The 14,559-nt window shown below is 56.0% G+C and carries 15 protein-coding genes; 1 reads left to right on the top strand and 14 read right to left on the bottom strand.

The annotated features are described in order from the left end of the window. Positions 1-70 precede the first annotated feature (70 nt). The 14 genes from glmU to asnC form a co-directional block, all read right to left on the bottom strand. Positions 71-1,441: a bifunctional UDP-N-acetylglucosamine diphosphorylase/glucosamine-1-phosphate N-acetyltransferase GlmU gene (glmU, locus tag D7I37_RS07065; protein WP_095099898.1), complete on the bottom strand. Its 1,371-nt coding sequence runs from the start codon at positions 1,439-1,441 to the stop codon at positions 71-73. Positions 1,442-1,735: 294 nt separating this feature from the next. Beyond that, positions 1,736-2,155, bottom strand: coding sequence for a F0F1 ATP synthase subunit epsilon (locus D7I37_RS07060; protein WP_004933814.1), 420 nt, complete (start codon positions 2,153-2,155; stop codon positions 1,736-1,738). A 20-nt stretch (positions 2,156-2,175) separates the two neighbouring features. Next, on the bottom strand, positions 2,176-3,558 hold the full coding sequence (atpD, locus tag D7I37_RS07055; RefSeq protein ID WP_061800277.1) for a F0F1 ATP synthase subunit beta: 1,383 nt from the start codon (positions 3,556-3,558) through the stop codon (positions 2,176-2,178). A 156-nt stretch (positions 3,559-3,714) separates the two neighbouring features. Continuing rightward, positions 3,715-4,578, bottom strand: a complete 864-nt coding sequence (gene atpG / locus D7I37_RS07050) for a F0F1 ATP synthase subunit gamma (protein WP_061800276.1) — start codon at positions 4,576-4,578, stop codon at positions 3,715-3,717. Positions 4,579-4,637: 59 nt separating this feature from the next. Further along, positions 4,638-6,179 carry a F0F1 ATP synthase subunit alpha gene (atpA, locus tag D7I37_RS07045; protein ID WP_061800275.1) on the bottom strand — a complete coding sequence of 514 codons (1,542 nt, stop codon included), beginning with the start codon at positions 6,177-6,179 and terminating at the stop codon, positions 4,638-4,640. Positions 6,180-6,191: 12 nt separating this feature from the next. Next, positions 6,192-6,725 carry a F0F1 ATP synthase subunit delta gene (atpH, locus tag D7I37_RS07040; RefSeq protein ID WP_061800272.1) on the bottom strand — a complete coding sequence of 178 codons (534 nt, stop codon included), beginning with the start codon at positions 6,723-6,725 and terminating at the stop codon, positions 6,192-6,194. Between the two features lie 14 nt (positions 6,726-6,739). Beyond that, entirely contained in the window at positions 6,740-7,210 is a 471-nt protein-coding gene (atpF, locus tag D7I37_RS07035) for a F0F1 ATP synthase subunit B (RefSeq protein ID WP_004933804.1), read from the bottom strand. Positions 7,211-7,267: 57 nt separating this feature from the next. Then, positions 7,268-7,507, bottom strand: coding sequence for a F0F1 ATP synthase subunit C (gene atpE, locus D7I37_RS07030; protein WP_004093904.1), 240 nt, complete (start codon positions 7,505-7,507; stop codon positions 7,268-7,270). A gap of 49 nt (positions 7,508-7,556) precedes the next feature. Next, positions 7,557-8,336, bottom strand: a complete 780-nt coding sequence (atpB, locus tag D7I37_RS07025; protein WP_095099895.1) for a F0F1 ATP synthase subunit A — start codon at positions 8,334-8,336, stop codon at positions 7,557-7,559. A 22-nt stretch (positions 8,337-8,358) separates the two neighbouring features. Further along, a complete protein-coding gene (atpI, locus tag D7I37_RS07020; protein WP_061800269.1) occupies positions 8,359-8,742 on the bottom strand; it encodes a F0F1 ATP synthase subunit I in 384 nt (127 codons plus the stop codon). Between the two features lie 640 nt (positions 8,743-9,382). Then, positions 9,383-10,003, bottom strand: a complete 621-nt coding sequence (gene rsmG, locus D7I37_RS07015) for a 16S rRNA (guanine(527)-N(7))-methyltransferase RsmG (protein ID WP_061800266.1) — start codon at positions 10,001-10,003, stop codon at positions 9,383-9,385. A 137-nt stretch (positions 10,004-10,140) separates the two neighbouring features. Continuing rightward, positions 10,141-12,030, bottom strand: a complete 1,890-nt coding sequence (mnmG, locus tag D7I37_RS07010; RefSeq protein WP_095099888.1) for a tRNA uridine-5-carboxymethylaminomethyl(34) synthesis enzyme MnmG — start codon at positions 12,028-12,030, stop codon at positions 10,141-10,143. Positions 12,031-12,411: 381 nt separating this feature from the next. Continuing rightward, the gene (gene mioC, locus D7I37_RS07005; protein ID WP_061800262.1) at positions 12,412-12,852 is read right to left on the bottom strand and encodes an FMN-binding protein MioC; all 441 of its coding nucleotides are present in this window, start codon (positions 12,850-12,852) and stop codon (positions 12,412-12,414) included. 97 nt (positions 12,853-12,949) lie between these two features. Continuing rightward, the gene (asnC, locus tag D7I37_RS07000) at positions 12,950-13,411 is read right to left on the bottom strand and encodes a transcriptional regulator AsnC (RefSeq protein ID WP_061800261.1); all 462 of its coding nucleotides are present in this window, start codon (positions 13,409-13,411) and stop codon (positions 12,950-12,952) included. Between the two features lie 154 nt (positions 13,412-13,565). On the opposite strand from asnC, the gene asnA reads away from it, so the two are divergent. Continuing rightward, the gene (gene asnA / locus D7I37_RS06995) at positions 13,566-14,558 is read left to right on the top strand and encodes an aspartate--ammonia ligase (protein WP_061800259.1); all 993 of its coding nucleotides are present in this window, start codon (positions 13,566-13,568) and stop codon (positions 14,556-14,558) included. Position 14,559 lies beyond the last annotated feature (1 nt).

Here is a 14,559-nt window from a genome sequence, read left to right as displayed (position 1 = left end):
ACTCAAGTAAGTGACTGGGGTTCCGGCATGAAGCCAACAACGCTGCAGTTCGAAATATGAAGGGCTTCCCCTATTTCTTCTTCAGCGGACGTTGCCAGCCCTGAATATGCACCTGCTTGACGCGGCTCAGCACCAGCTCATCGTCGCCGATATCGCGCGTCACCGTGGTGCCGGCGGCGATGGTGGAGCCTTTGCCGACCGATACCGGCGCCACCAGCTGGGTATCGGAGCCGACGAACACGCCGTCGCCGATGATGGTCTTGTGCTTATTGGCGCCATCGTAGTTGCAGGTGATGGTGCCGGCGCCGATATTCACGTCGTCGCCAATCTCGGCGTCGCCCAGATAGCTCAGGTGGCCGGCTTTCGAGCCTTTGCCGAGGCGCGCCTTTTTCATTTCCACGAAGTTGCCGACGTGGGCGCCGGCCGCCAGTTCGGCGCCGGGACGCAGGCGAGCGAAAGGCCCGACGGTGCAGTCGGCTTCCAGCACCGCGTCTTCCAGCACGCTGTACGGGCTGATTTCGCAGCCGTCGCCGATCGCGCAGTTTTTCAGTACGCAACCCGCGCCGATTTTCACCCGGTCGCCCAGCGTGACGCGGCCTTCGATAATCACGTTGGCGTCGATAGAAACGTCGCGGCCGTGGACAAGTTCACCGCGCAGATCGAAGCGCGCCGGATCCAGCAGCATAACGCCGGCCAGCAGCAGCTTTTCAGACTGTTCCGACTGATACACCCGCTCAAGCCGCGCCAGCTGCAGGCGATTGTTGACGCCTTCCACTTCGCTCAGACGCGCCGGATGCACCGCCTCGATCTTTTTGCCGTCGGCATGGGCCAGAGCGATGATATCCGTGATGTAGTACTCGCCCTGCGCGTTGTCGTTGCTCAGCATCCCCAGCCAGCGTTTAAGGTCACGCCCGTTGGCCACCAGGATGCCGGTGTTGATTTCGTTGATCTGGCGCTGCGCTTCGCCGGCGTCCTTATGCTCCACGATACCCACCACCTCGCCGTTTTCACGCACGATGCGGCCGTAGCCGGTTGGGTCGTCCAGCTTCACCGTCAGCAGGCCGATGCCGCCCTGCGGCTTGGCCGCCAGCAGGCGCGTGAGCGTGTCGACAGAGATCAGCGGCACGTCGCCGTACAGCATCAGCACGTCTTCGTCGTCGGCGAAGTGCGGCGCGGCCTGCTGCATGGCATGGCCGGTGCCCAGCTGTTCCGCCTGCAGCACCCAGTTCAGGGCGCCGTCGGACAGGGTGCTTTTCAGCAGGTCGCCGCCGTGGCCATACACCAGATGGACGTTTTGCGCGCCCAGTTTCATCGCGGCATCAATGACGTGCTGCACCATTGGCTTGCCCGCCAGCGGATGCAACACCTTGGGAAGATCGGAATACATGCGTGTTCCCTTGCCCGCGGCGAGGATCACCACACTCATTGCGCTGTTCGACATAAGCAACCTGATAACTCCATTTTGATAGACGAAAGTAAAACCGTTTAGTGACTAAATTACTACATATTTCTCTGCACGAACCGGGCTCAGGCCGCGCGAGCCTTGGCTTGTCGCCGACCCGGTTAATTCTGCGCCGGGATGAAAAAACTGTCGGCGATCGGCGACGTTTCCCTCAGGGTATTGGCGGTTATACACCACAATGGTCGCCGGGCCGAAACGGTTATTTTAAAGCAAAAAAAAAGCGACCCTATAGGCCGCTTTCTTAAATTTGGGTGCACGTTGAGCACCCAAACCTTACATCGCTTTTCTGGTGAGCTCGATAACGCGAAGTTTTGCGATCGCTTTCGCCAGTTCAGCGGATGCCTGAGCATAGTCGACATCGCCATGAGAGCTGCGAATGTGTTCCTCAGCTTTACGCTTAGCTTCCAGCGCTCTCGCTTCGTCGAGGTCAGTTCCACGGATAGCAGTGTCCGCCAGCACGGTAACCACGCTCGGCTGTACCTCAAGGATACCGCCGGACAGGTAGATGAACTCTTCTTCACCGTGCTGTTTAACAATACGCACCATGCCAGGCTTGATGGCAGTCAGCAGCGGCGCATGGCCAGGGAAGATCCCCAGTTCACCTTCGCTGCCTGTCACCTGGATCTTCTGCACCAGGCCGGAAAACATCTGCTTTTCCGCGCTGACGACATCCAGATGGTAAGTCATAGCCATATCACCCTCCTCTCAAGGCGTTACAGTTTCTTGGCTTTTTCCACTGCTTCTTCAATGGCGCCAACCATGTAGAACGCCTGTTCTGGCAGGTGGTCGTAGTCGCCGTCCATAATGCCTTTGAAACCACGAATGGTGTCTTTCAGCGATACGAACTTGCCCGGAGAACCGGTGAAGACTTCTGCCACGAAGAACGGCTGAGACAGGAAGCGTTGGATTTTACGCGCACGGGATACAACCAGCTTGTCTTCTTCAGACAGCTCGTCCATACCCAGGATGGCGATGATATCTTTCAGCTCCTGGTAGCGTTGCAGAATGGACTGCACGCCACGCGCTACGTCGTAGTGTTCCTGGCCAACCACCAGCGGATCCAGCTGACGGCTGGTGGAATCCAGCGGGTCAACGGCCGGGTAGATACCCAGGGAAGCGATGTTACGGCTCAGTACCACGGTTGCGTCCAAGTGCGCAAAGGTGGTGGCTGGCGACGGGTCGGTCAAGTCATCCGCAGGAACGTAAACGGCCTGTACGGAGGTGATGGAACCGGTCTTGGTCGAGGTGATACGTTCTTGCAGAACGCCCATCTCTTCCGCCAGCGTTGGCTGATAACCTACCGCGGATGGCATACGGCCCAGAAGTGCGGACACTTCGGTACCGGCCAGGGTGTAACGGTAAATGTTGTCAACGAACAGCAGAACGTCGCGGCCTTCGTCACGGAATTTCTCCGCCATGGTCAGGCCGGTCAATGCAACGCGCAGACGGTTACCCGGCGGCTCGTTCATCTGGCCGTAAACCAGGGATACTTTGTCCAGAACGTTGGAGTCGTTCATTTCGTGGTAGAAGTCGTTACCCTCACGAGTACGCTCGCCCACGCCCGCAAACACGGAATAACCGGAGTGCTCGATCGCGATGTTACGGATCAGCTCCATCATGTTTACGGTTTTGCCCACGCCCGCACCACCGAACAGACCGACTTTACCGCCCTTGGCGAACGGACAAATCAAGTCCATTACCTTGATACCGGTTTCCAGCAGGTCCTGGGAGTTGGACAGCTCTTCGTAGCTTGGCGCAGGACGGTGAATCGCCCAACGCTCTTCTTCGCCGATCTCGCCTTTCATGTCGATTGGTTCGCCCAATACGTTCATGATACGGCCCAGGGTAGCTTTACCCACCGGCACTTCAATCGGGTGTTCCAGGTTGTTCACTTTCAGACCGCGACGCAGACCGTCAGAGGTCCCCATTGCGATACAGCGAACGACGCCACCGCCCAGCTGCTGCTGAACTTCCAGCACCAGTTTCTCGGTACCGTTTTCTACCTCAAGGGCATCGTACACTTTTGGTACGGCATCCTGAGGGAACTCGACGTCCACCACGGCGCCGATTACCTGGATAATCTTTCCAGTAGCCATCTTGAATCCTCTACGTAATTCGTTTACCCGTCATATTTCAAACTGCAGGCGCGTTGGCTGCCTTCTCTCACCCCGGTTGCTTACTCCGGTAAGCGCCAGGGGATTCGCTCAGTTGCCGCCTTCCCGCAATCTGAACTATTTGGGGTAATAACCTGGTTAAACCGCGGAGGCTCCCGAAACGATCTCGGTGAGTTCCTGAGTGATGCTGGCCTGACGAGCCTTGTTGTAAACCAACTGCAGCTCTTTGATCAGGCTACCGCCGTTATCGGTTGCGGCTTTCATCGCGACCATTCGTGCGGCCTGCTCGCTGGCCAGGTTTTCCACGACGCCCTGATAAACCTGCGACTCCACATAACGGCGCAGCAAGGTATCAAGCAGCACTTTTGGATCGGGTTCATACAGGTAATCCCAAGGCGTTTTCTTCAGCTCTTCGTCATCGGCTGGCGGTAACGGCAGCAGCTGAATGACCTGCGGCTCCTGGGACATCGTATTGACAAATTTGTTGCTGACAATGTACAGCTTGTCCAAACGACCTTCGTCGTAGGCCTGCAGCATCACTTTCACCGGCCCGATCAGATCCGACAGGGAAGGTTTGTCCCCCATGCCGGTCACCTGGGCAACCACGTTGCCGCCCACGGAACCAAAGAAAGAGGCCGCTTTAGAGCCAATCAGCGCCAAATCAGTTTCAACGCCTTTTTCGGACCAGCCTTTCATCTCCGCCAGCAGCTTTTTGAACAGGTTGATGTTCAAGCCGCCGCAGAGACCACGGTCAGTAGACACCACCAGATACCCGACGCGCTTAACGTCACGCTCATCCAGGTACGGGTGCTTGTACTCCAGATTCCCTAACGCAAGGTGACCAATCACTTTGCGCATGGTCTCTGCATAAGGACGGCTGGCCGCCATGCGTTCCTGCGATTTACGCATTTTGGAGGCGGCGACCATTTCCATCGCTTTAGTGATCTTTTGCGTGTTTTGCACGCTAGCGATCTTACTACGTATCTCTTTTGCGCCGGCCATCTCTGCTTCTCCTCAGTGCCAGACGGCCTGCTGTTTTTCAACAGCAGGACCGTTCGACGTTACCAGGACTGGGTTTTCTTGAAGGTCTCGAGCACGCCTTTCAGCTTGCCTTCGATCTCATCGTTGAAGTTGCCAGTTTGGTTGATGTGGTTCAGCAGTTCGGCGTGCTCGCGGTCCGCATAAGCAACCAGCGCGGCTTCGAAGCTCACGACTTTCGCGACTTCGACGTCGTTCAGGTAACCGCGTTCTGCGGCAAACAGCACCAGAGACTGTTGTGCGACCGACATCGGCGCATACTGTTTCTGTTTCAGCAGCTCGGTCACTTTCTGACCGTGGCTCAGCTGTTTGCGGGTCGCATCGTCCAGATCGGAAGCGAACTGGGAGAACGCGGCCAGTTCACGATACTGCGCCAGAGCGGTACGGATACCACCGGACAGTTTTTTCATGATCTTGGTCTGCGCTGCACCACCCACACGGGATACCGAGATACCCGGGTTAACCGCCGGACGAATACCGGAGTTGAACAGGTTGGATTCCAGGAAGATCTGACCGTCGGTAATCGAGATTACGTTGGTCGGAACGAACGCGGAAACGTCACCCGCCTGGGTTTCGATGATCGGCAGAGCGGTCAGTGAACCGGTTTGGCCTTTGACTTCACCTTTGGTGAAGGCTTCAACGTATTCGGCGTTAACGCGCGCAGCACGCTCCAGCAAACGGGAGTGGAGGTAGAATACGTCGCCCGGGTAAGCTTCACGACCTGGCGGACGACGAAGCAGCAGGGAGATTTGACGGTAAGCGACGGCCTGTTTGGACAGGTCATCGTATACGATCAGCGCATCTTCACCGCGGTCACGGAAGTATTCACCCATAGCACAACCGGCGTATGGCGCCAGGTATTGCAGTGCGGCGGATTCAGACGCGGTAGCCACCACAACGATGGTGTTGGCCAGTGCGCCGTGCTCTTCCAGTTTGCGCACCACGTTAGCGATGGTGGACGCTTTCTGGCCGATAGCCACGTAAACGCATTTGATGCCGGAGTCGCGTTGGTTGATGATCGCATCGATCGCCAGCGCGGTTTTACCGGTCTGACGGTCGCCGATCACCAGCTCACGCTGGCCACGGCCGATTGGAATCATGGCGTCGACAGATTTGTAGCCAGTCTGCACCGGCTGGTCAACGGATTGACGCTCGATAACGCCAGGGGCGATGGCTTCAACCGGGGAGAAACCGTCGTTCTCAACCGGGCCTTTACCGTCGATAGGCGCGCCCAGGGTGTTAACAACGCGGCCCAGCAGGCCACGGCCAACCGGAACTTCCAGAATACGGCCGGTGCACTTAACCTTCATGCCTTCGGCCAGATCCGCGTACGGACCCATAACCACGGCACCTACGGAGTCGCGCTCCAGGTTCAATGCGATTGCGTAACGGTTGCCCGGCAGCGCGATCATCTCGCCCTGCATGACTTCGGCCAGGCCGTGTACGCGGATGATCCCGTCGCTGACGGAAACGATAGTACCTTCATTGTGAGCTTCGCTCACTACATTGAACTGAGCAATGCGCTGCTTGATCAGTTCGCTGATTTCGGTGGAATTCAGTTGCATGCTCCAGTCCCCTTAAGACTGCAAGACGTCTGTCAGGCGTTCAAGACGACCGCGAACGCTGCCATCAATCACCATATCGCCGGCGCGGACGATAATGCCGGCCAGTACAGACTTGTCAATTTTGCAATTCAGCTTAACTTTGCGTGACAGACGTTTTTCCATCGCAGCGGCAATTTTAGCCTGCTGTTCGTCGCTCAGTGCGCTCGCAGAGAGCACTTCGACTTCGACGGTGGATTCCAGCGAGGCGCGCAGTTCGATGAACTGCTGCAGCACGGCAGGAAGAACCAGTAAACGTCCATTTTCGGCCATTACACGGATAAAGTTCTGGCCATTTTCGTCGAGCCGATCGCCACAAACCGCGATGAACGTCTTGGACAGCGTCTCCGGCGCAACCGCGCCAGACAGCAGTTCAGAAATCTGTTCATTGCGAGTGACAACAGCCGCAAACGCCAGCATATCCTGCCAGCGCTCTACGCTTTGGTGCTCAACGGCAAAGTCAAAAGCTGCTTTGGCGTAGGGGCGAGCTACAGTTACAAATTCAGACATCAGCCCCTCCCTCCTTACAGTTCAGCGACCAGTTTATCAACGATGTCGCTGTTAGCAGCTTCATCCACGGAACGTTCGATGATCTTCTCGGCGCCGGCAATTGCCAGCATCGCGACTTGCTTACGCAACTCTTCACGAGCGCGCTTACGTTCGGCTTCGATCTCAGCCTGAGCCTGCGCCACGATTTTGTTACGTTCCTGCTCGGCTTCGGCTTTCGCTTCATCCATGATCTGAGCTTTGCGTTTGTTCGCTTGCTCGATGATCACCTGAGCTTCTGCTTTAGCAGTTTTCAGCTGGTCGGTCGCATTGGCTTGCGCTAAGTCCAGATCTTTTTTGGCACGCTCTGCAGAAGCGAGACCGTCAGCAATTTCTTTCTGACGCTTCTCGATGGCAGCCATAATCGGCGGCCATACGTACTTCATGCAGAACCAGACAAACAGAACGAACGCGATGGCCTGGCCGAGGATTGTTGCGTTAAGATTCACAGCACAATGCCTCTTTAAAAGTTAATAGTGTGGTTTCAGTGTAGAGAAATTCTCTACTTACGCGACGGCGAACATCACGTACAGACCCAGACCAACAGCGATCATCGGGATGGCGTCAACCAGACCCATAACGATAAAGAACTGTGTACGCAGCAGAGGAATCAGATCAGGCTGACGCGCTGCGCCTTCCAAGAATTTACCACCCAGGATGCCGATACCGATCGCAGCACCGATTGCCGCTAAACCCATCATCACAGCGGCAGCCATGTACAGCAGATCCATACTCAGGTTTTCCATGACAGTCTCCAGTTTGTTTCAGTTTAAAAGTGCAAGTGTTTTAAGAAAATCAGTGCTCTTCAGACGCCATCGACAGATAGACGATCGTCAGAACCATGAAAATAAAGGCTTGAAGCGTAATGATCAGGATGTGGAAGATAGCCCAAGGCAAGCTCAGGACCCACTGTGACCACCACGGCAACAGGCCGGCAATCAGGATGAAGATCAACTCACCCGCATACATGTTGCCGAACAGTCGCAGGCCCAGTGAAACAGGCTTGGACAGCAGGCTGACACCTTCAAGAATCAGGTTAATCGGAATGAATACCGGGTGGTTGAACGGCTGCATGGTTAACTCTTTAACGAACCCGCCAACGCCTTTCATTTTGATGCTATAGAACAGAATCAGGATAAATACGCCCAACGCCATCGACAAGGTCACGTTCACGTCGGCGGTAGGCACTACGCGCAGCGCAGGCAGACCGAAAAAGTGTTCGCCAACGTACGGCAGGAGGTCGATTGGCAGCAGGTCCATCATGTTCATCAGGAATACCCAGACGAACACGGTCAACGCCAGCGGCGCAATCACTTTGCTCTTGCCGTGATACATGTCGCGAACGCTGCTGTCGACGAACCCGACCACCAGTTCCACTGCGGTTTGCAGTTTACCCGGCACGCCGCTGGTGGCGTTTTTGGCCACTTTGCGGAAGATCACCAGGAAGAGAGCTCCGAGGACAACGGAGAAAAACATCGAGTCGATGTTGATCGACCAGAACCCCGTCCCGACCTGAAGCTGCGTCAGGTGGTGACCGATATACTCCTGTGGAGTCAAGACTTCTCCTGCAGACATGATGCCTCTTACCCTTATTTAGTTAAGTTCGGTAACTGTTAATCACGGCCGGTGCCACTATCTGCACCACTAACACCGCTAAATAGGTCAGGCCAAGCGGTATAAACTCCGCCTTGAACACCCCCAGCGCCACGATCAGCAAAACGATGGTGATCACGACCTTTAGCCCCTCGCCGATGGCGAACGACCAGGCAACCCGTCCGGGCGCCGGCGTCTGCGCCTGATGGCGCAAGGCAAACAGCATAAACATTGCACTCGGCAACCAGGCGGCAAGACCGCCAGCCAGTGCCGAAGCGCTCCATTCCGGGCTTTTCAGCAGGAAAGCAGCGCTGATCAGAACAAAAGTCATTAACTGCAGGAACAGCAGTTTGCGTGCGACTTTCCCGCTGTAAAGGGACACAGACATGACGTTTGTTCTCTCCGTACCCCTGAGGGGGTATGCTGAGTGACGTATACAACTGTTTTTGCTGTCCTGAGTCAAGCAGCAAAAAACGAGCAAATTATACGGGGCATACCAACGAATTCAATCGATAAGTAGCGAAAAGGTGAACAATTATTTAAATTGCCCCATTTCAGGCTATTTTCACAAGAAATCGTTCGGAATAATAGGCCGCATTTTATTGTCTGATTATTCCAACGTTGCACTACGAAACGCGAAATCGATCACAATAATGTGCCTTTCTGATTTATAGCCGATGGTCAATCAAAAGGTCTTTAGCAATTTGAGCGATCAAAAGATTATATAAATCAAAATATTACAAGTTAACTGTTCAAAAACAATCCGTATACCCGGCAAAAACCTTTTATTGACAGACAACGGGGCAATATTCCAACAACCAATTAACATTAGCAGTAAAGCGAAATCTTTCGCACATGATTGCTAACGTGACTATTTCCAACTGCAATTACCCTATTGTCGCTAATTAGCCGCCGTTTTTGTGTTAATAAAAAGTAAATTAACTAAAAAAAGCGACCAATTAATTAGCCTGCTTACTTTTACACATTTCACTACCGGTTAATTCACGCTTGTTTGATCAAAAGCAAACTCAGTTTGCCTTAAGGATCACCAGATGGCGTTCACCTTCCAGTTCAGGCACCTGCAGCCGCACCACCGACTCCAGGCTGACGCCTGCCGGCAGCTGCGCCAACTCTTCATCCGGGCGCACGCCCTTCAGCGCGTAGAAACGGCCCTGCCCTTTCGCCGGCAGATGGTGGCACCAGGACAGCATGTCCTGCAGCGAAGCGAAGGCGCGACTGATGACGCCGTCGAACGGCGGCTCGGCCGGGAACGCTTCAACGCGGCTCTGCACCGGCTCGATATTGGTCAACCCCAGTTCATGCTGCACCTGCCGCAGGAAGCGCACGCGCTTGCCCAGGCTGTCCAGCAGCGTGAAGTGTGAATCGGGGCGAACGATCGCCAGCGGAATGCCCGGCAGCCCCGGCCCGGTGCCGACGTCGATAAAGCGTGTGCCCTGCAGGTGCGGCTCCACCACGATGCTGTCGAGAATGTGGCGCACCAGCATTTGCTGCGGATCGCGTACCGACGTGAGGTTATACGCCTTGTTCCACTTATCCAGCATGCCGACATAGCCCAGCAGCTGCTGCTTTTGCCGATCGGGCAGTTCAATGCCTGCCGCCGCGAGCAGCGAGTCTAATTTTTTTTGCACAACGGATCCTCTGACAGGCGCTGACGGCCAGCAGTTCTGCGGCTGGCGTTACGAGGCGACTATGATAATTCAGGCCGGGATTGATGTCAGCGGCCGTTTGCTCATCCGGTGAACAAACGGCCGCTCAAATGCGGGTTTTATGCGCTGCGGCGCAGCAGCCCCTGCTTTTTCAGCCAAATCAGCAAAATTGAGATCGCCGCCGGGGTGATGCCGGAGATACGCGAAGCCTGGCCAATCGAATTCGGCTTGTGGTCGTTCAGCTTGGCGATCACTTCGTTCGACAGCCCGGACACCTGGCGATAATCGAGATCCAGCGGCAGCACGGTGTTTTCGTTGCGCTGTTGCTTTTCGATCTCTTCCTGCTGACGAGCGATATAACCTTCGTACTTAACCTGGATCTCCACCTGCTCGGCAGCCTGGGTATCGGCCAGCGCCGGCGCAAAGGCGTCTACGCGGGTCAGCAGCGAGTAGTCCATTTCCGGCCGGCGCAGCAGCTCTTCACCGTTGGCTTCGCGCGACAGCGGCGCTTTCAGCAGCGCGTTGACCTGCTCGACGTTCTCGGCATGCGGATGCATCCAGATATCGCGCAGACGCTGACGCTCCCGCTCGATATGCTCCAGCTTCTCGCTGTAGCGCGCCCAACGCACGTCGTCCACCAGGCCCAGCTCGCGGCCTTTCTCGGTCAGACGCAGATCGGCGTTGTCTTCACGCAGCATCAAACGGTATTCGGCGCGCGAGGTGAACATGCGGTACGGCTCTTTGGTGCCGAGGGTGCTGAGGTCGTCCACCAGCACGCCCAGATAAGCCTGATCGCGGCGCGGCGCCCAGCCTTCGTCTTCCACGGCGTAGCGTCCGGCGTTCAGGCCGGCCAGCAGGCCCTGGGCCGCGGCTTCTTCATAACCGGTAGTGCCGTTGATCTGGCCGGCGAAGAACAGGCCCTGAATGAATTTGCTTTCCAGCGTCGGCTTCAGGTCGCGCGGATCGAAGAAATCGTACTCGATGGCGTAACCCGGGCGAATGATGCGGGCGTTTTGCATGCCTTCCATCGAACGGACGATCTGCATCTGCACGTCGAACGGCAGGCTGGTGGAGATGCCGTTCGGATAAATTTCGTTGCTGGTCAGGCCTTCCGGTTCGAGGAAGATCTGGTGCGCGTTACGATCGGCGAAGCGCATCACCTTGTCTTCGATCGACGGGCAGTAGCGCGGTCCGATCCCTTCGATGATCCCGGCGTACATCGGGCTGCGATCGAGGTTATTGCGGATCACGTCATGGGTTTTTTCATTGGTGTGGGTGATATAGCACGGCATCTGTTCAGGATGCTGGCTGGCATCGCCCAGGAAGGAGAACACCGGCACCGGCGTATCGCCGTGCTGCGGCGCCAACACGCTGAAATCGATGGTGCGGGCGTCGATGCGCGGCGGCGTACCTGTTTTCAGCCGGTTAACGCGCAGCGGCAGTTCACGCAGGCGTTGCGACAGCGAGATCGACGGAGGATCGCCGGCGCGGCCGCCGCTGTAATTCTCCAGGCCGATGTGGATCTTGCCGTCCAGGAAGGTGCCCACGGTCAGCACCACCGCCTTGGCGCGGAATTTCAGCCCCATCTGGGTCACGGCGCCCACCACCCGATCGTTTTCCACGATCAGATCCTCGACCGGCTGTTGGAAGAGAGTCAGGTTAGGTTGGTTCTCCAGCGCAGTGCGCACCGCCTGGCGATACAGCACCCGGTCGGCTTGAGCGCGGGTTGCCCGTACCGCGGGGCCCTTGCTGGCGTTTAGTATCCTAAACTGGATGCCGGCGTGATCGATCGCCGTGGCCATCAGCCCGCCGAGTGCATCAATTTCCTTAACCAGATGCCCTTTACCAATACCGCCAATCGCCGGGTTGCAGGACATCTGCCCCAGCGTATCGATATTGTGCGTCAATAATAAAGTCTGACGCCCCATGCGCGCCGCGGCCATGGCGGCCTCGGTACCTGCATGGCCACCACCGATGATGATGACGTCAAATTGATCTGGATAAAACATGGAACTGCACCTCGCCGTATTGCGAACGATCGTTGTTTGCCCTGGGGTGGGGGATTCTACTCAAGTTTAGACGATCGACCAAGTGGTCAGGATCGTCGGTAATTAAAAGAAGATCTTTTTTATTTAAAGATCTCTTTATTAGATCTCTTATTAGGATCGCGATCCTCTGTGGATAAGTGATTATTCGCGATTGAGATCAGCGGATTAAGAAGGATCGTTAGCTGTGAATGATCGGTGATCCTGGCGCTTATAAGCTGGGATCTAAATGGCATGTTATACACAGGACAAAAAGCGACCTTGGGTTGTTATTGGGATAACTACCGCTTTTACCCTGCTTTTAAGCTTAGTTATCCACAATCGTTCGCGCGATCTTTAAGCGAATTAGAGTAAATTAATCCAGTTTTTCACCCATTCCTCCGCCGGATCCTCGGGAATTTCGTGTTCGGTCACGTCGATCTCGAGCCGATCGCCGATCCTTTTCGCCCCTCTGGCGATCAGAAGATCGTCGATCCGTTGGATCGCGCCGCAGAAGGTATCGTATTCCGAGCTGCCTAAACCGACTGCGCCAAACTGCACCTGGGAGAGATCGGGTTGCTGTTCGACGATCTGGTCCAGCAGCGGCTGCAGGTTATCGGGAAGATCCCCGGCGCCGTGGGTGGAAGACACCACCAGCCAGCGTCCGGCCAGCGTCAGCTCATCCAGTTCAGGGCCGTGCAGCATTTCGGTGGTGAAGCCGGCTTCTTCCAGTTTTTCAGCCAAATGTTCGGCAACGTATTCGGCGCTGCCAAGCGTACTGCCACTGATCAGAGTAATGTCTGCCATGAATGAACGATCCCAACCTTCTACAAAGTGGCAGCATTGTACGCTGTGAATCGGCTGGGATCTACCTGTGGATAATATGGGTATAGTAATTTGCCGCTTAGGGAGTGATGGTGCGCATGATGGGGTTCTGCAGCGAGATCAGGGTTTCGGTGGACTGGATCTCGTCGATGGTCTGGATCTTGTTGATAAGTACCTGTTGCAGCGCGTCTATTGATCGGCACATCACTTTGATGAACACGCTGTAGTGGCCGGTGGTGTAGTAAGCCTCCACCACTTCCTCCAGGCTTTCCAGCTTCTTCAGCGCCGAAGGATAGTCTTTGGCGCTCTTCAATATAATGCCGATGAAGCAGCAGACGTCGTAACCCAGCTGTTTGGGATTCACGTCGATCCGTGCGCCGGTAATGATGCCGGCCTGTTTCATCTTCTCGACCCGCACATGGATGGTGCCGGGGCTGACGGCAAAGTTCTTCGCCAGTTCGGCATAGGGCGTGCGCGCATTGTCCATCAGGGCGTTGAGAATGCCGCGATCGAGATTATCGATCTGATAAATTTCCGCCATTTAATTCCCCATTAATTAATGATTGTTGAATTATACAGCCATAAAAATGAACGATTAAAAGTGAAAAGGCAATATTGATTGATGGATATTGAATATCGATGCCGTTCTGTTGCTTAATCGCTGCAACAGAGACAGGTTTATAAGAGATACGGCAATGAAAAAACAGTTTATCCAAAAACAACAACAAATCAGCCTGGTTAAATCCTTCTTTTCCCGCCAGCTGGAACAGCAGCTTGGTCTGATTGAAGTGCAGGCGCCGATCCTCAGCCGCCTGGGCGACGGCACGCAAGACAACCTTTCCGGCAGCGAGAAGGCGGTGCAGGTCAGGGTAAAAACCCTGCCGGACGCCACCTTCGAAGTGGTGCACTCGCTGGCCAAATGGAAACGCAAAACGCTGGGCAGCCACGACTTCGGCGCCGGCGAGGGCCTGTATACCCATATGAAAGCGCTGCGCCCGGATGAAGATCGCCTGAGCGCCATCCACTCGGTGTATGTCGATCAGTGGGACTGGGAACGGGTGATGGGCGACGGCGAACGCAGCCTGGATTACCTGAAAAGCACCGTGCGCAGCATTTATGCGGCCATCAAGGCGACGGAAGCGGAAGTGAGCCGCGAATATGGCTTGGCGCCGTTCCTGCCGGAACAGATCCACTTTGTGCACAGCGAAACCCTGCTGCAGCGTTACCCGGCGCTGGACGCCAAGGGCCGTGAACGGGCGATCGCCAAAGAATTGGGCGCGGTGTTCCTGATCGGCATCGGCGGCAAGCTGTCGCACGGCAAGTCACACGACGTGCGGGCGCCGGATTATGATGACTGGACCACTCAGGCGGCGGAAGGCCTGGCCGGACTGAACGGTGACATTCTGGTGTGGAACCCGGTGCTGCAGGACGCCTTCGAAATTTCCTCTATGGGCATTCGCGTCGACGCCGCTGCGCTGAAGCGCCAGCTGGCGTTGACCGGCGATGAAGATCGCCTGAAGCTGGAGTGGCACCAGTCGCTGCTGCGCGGCGACATGCCGCAGACCATCGGCGGCGGTATCGGCCAGTCGCGCCTGGTGATGCTGCTGCTGCAGCTGTCGCACATCGGCCAGGTGCAGTGCGGCGTGTGGTCGCCGGAAGTGCGTGGGGCGGTCGAAGGCCTGCTGTAAT

Source organism: Serratia sp. 1D1416, from assembly GCF_003641105.1.
GTDB lineage: Bacteria > Pseudomonadota > Gammaproteobacteria > Enterobacterales > Enterobacteriaceae > Serratia > Serratia ficaria.
The sequence above is the reverse complement of the archived record's forward strand: the minus strand, read 5'-3'. Positions and strand labels throughout refer to the sequence as shown.

Excerpts from the sequence above, each read along its gene's own strand:
- atpI (WP_061800269.1), bottom strand. The coding sequence starts at position 8,742 with ATGTCTGTGTCCCTTTACAGCGGGAAAGTCGCACGCAAACTGCTGTTC.
- mioC (WP_061800262.1), bottom strand. The coding sequence starts at position 12,852 with ATGGCAGACATTACTCTGATCAGTGGCAGTACGCTTGGCAGCGCCGAA.
- asnC (WP_061800261.1), bottom strand. The coding sequence starts at position 13,411 with ATGGCGGAAATTTATCAGATCGATAATCTCGATCGCGGCATTCTCAAC.
- asnA (WP_061800259.1), top strand. The coding sequence starts at position 13,566 with ATGAAAAAACAGTTTATCCAAAAACAACAACAAATCAGCCTGGTTAAA.
- glmU (WP_095099898.1), bottom strand. The coding sequence starts at position 1,441 with ATGTCGAACAGCGCAATGAGTGTGGTGATCCTCGCCGCGGGCAAGGGA.
- atpH (WP_061800272.1), bottom strand. The coding sequence starts at position 6,725 with ATGTCTGAATTTGTAACTGTAGCTCGCCCCTACGCCAAAGCAGCTTTT.
- atpA (WP_061800275.1), bottom strand. The coding sequence starts at position 6,179 with ATGCAACTGAATTCCACCGAAATCAGCGAACTGATCAAGCAGCGCATT.
- atpE (WP_004093904.1), bottom strand. The coding sequence starts at position 7,507 with ATGGAAAACCTGAGTATGGATCTGCTGTACATGGCTGCCGCTGTGATG.
- atpB (WP_095099895.1), bottom strand. The coding sequence starts at position 8,336 with ATGTCTGCAGGAGAAGTCTTGACTCCACAGGAGTATATCGGTCACCAC.
- atpD (WP_061800277.1), bottom strand. The coding sequence starts at position 3,558 with ATGGCTACTGGAAAGATTATCCAGGTAATCGGCGCCGTGGTGGACGTC.
- atpG (WP_061800276.1), bottom strand. The coding sequence starts at position 4,578 with ATGGCCGGCGCAAAAGAGATACGTAGTAAGATCGCTAGCGTGCAAAAC.
- D7I37_RS07060 (WP_004933814.1), bottom strand. The coding sequence starts at position 2,155 with ATGGCTATGACTTACCATCTGGATGTCGTCAGCGCGGAAAAGCAGATG.
- mnmG (WP_095099888.1), bottom strand. The coding sequence starts at position 12,030 with ATGTTTTATCCAGATCAATTTGACGTCATCATCATCGGTGGTGGCCAT.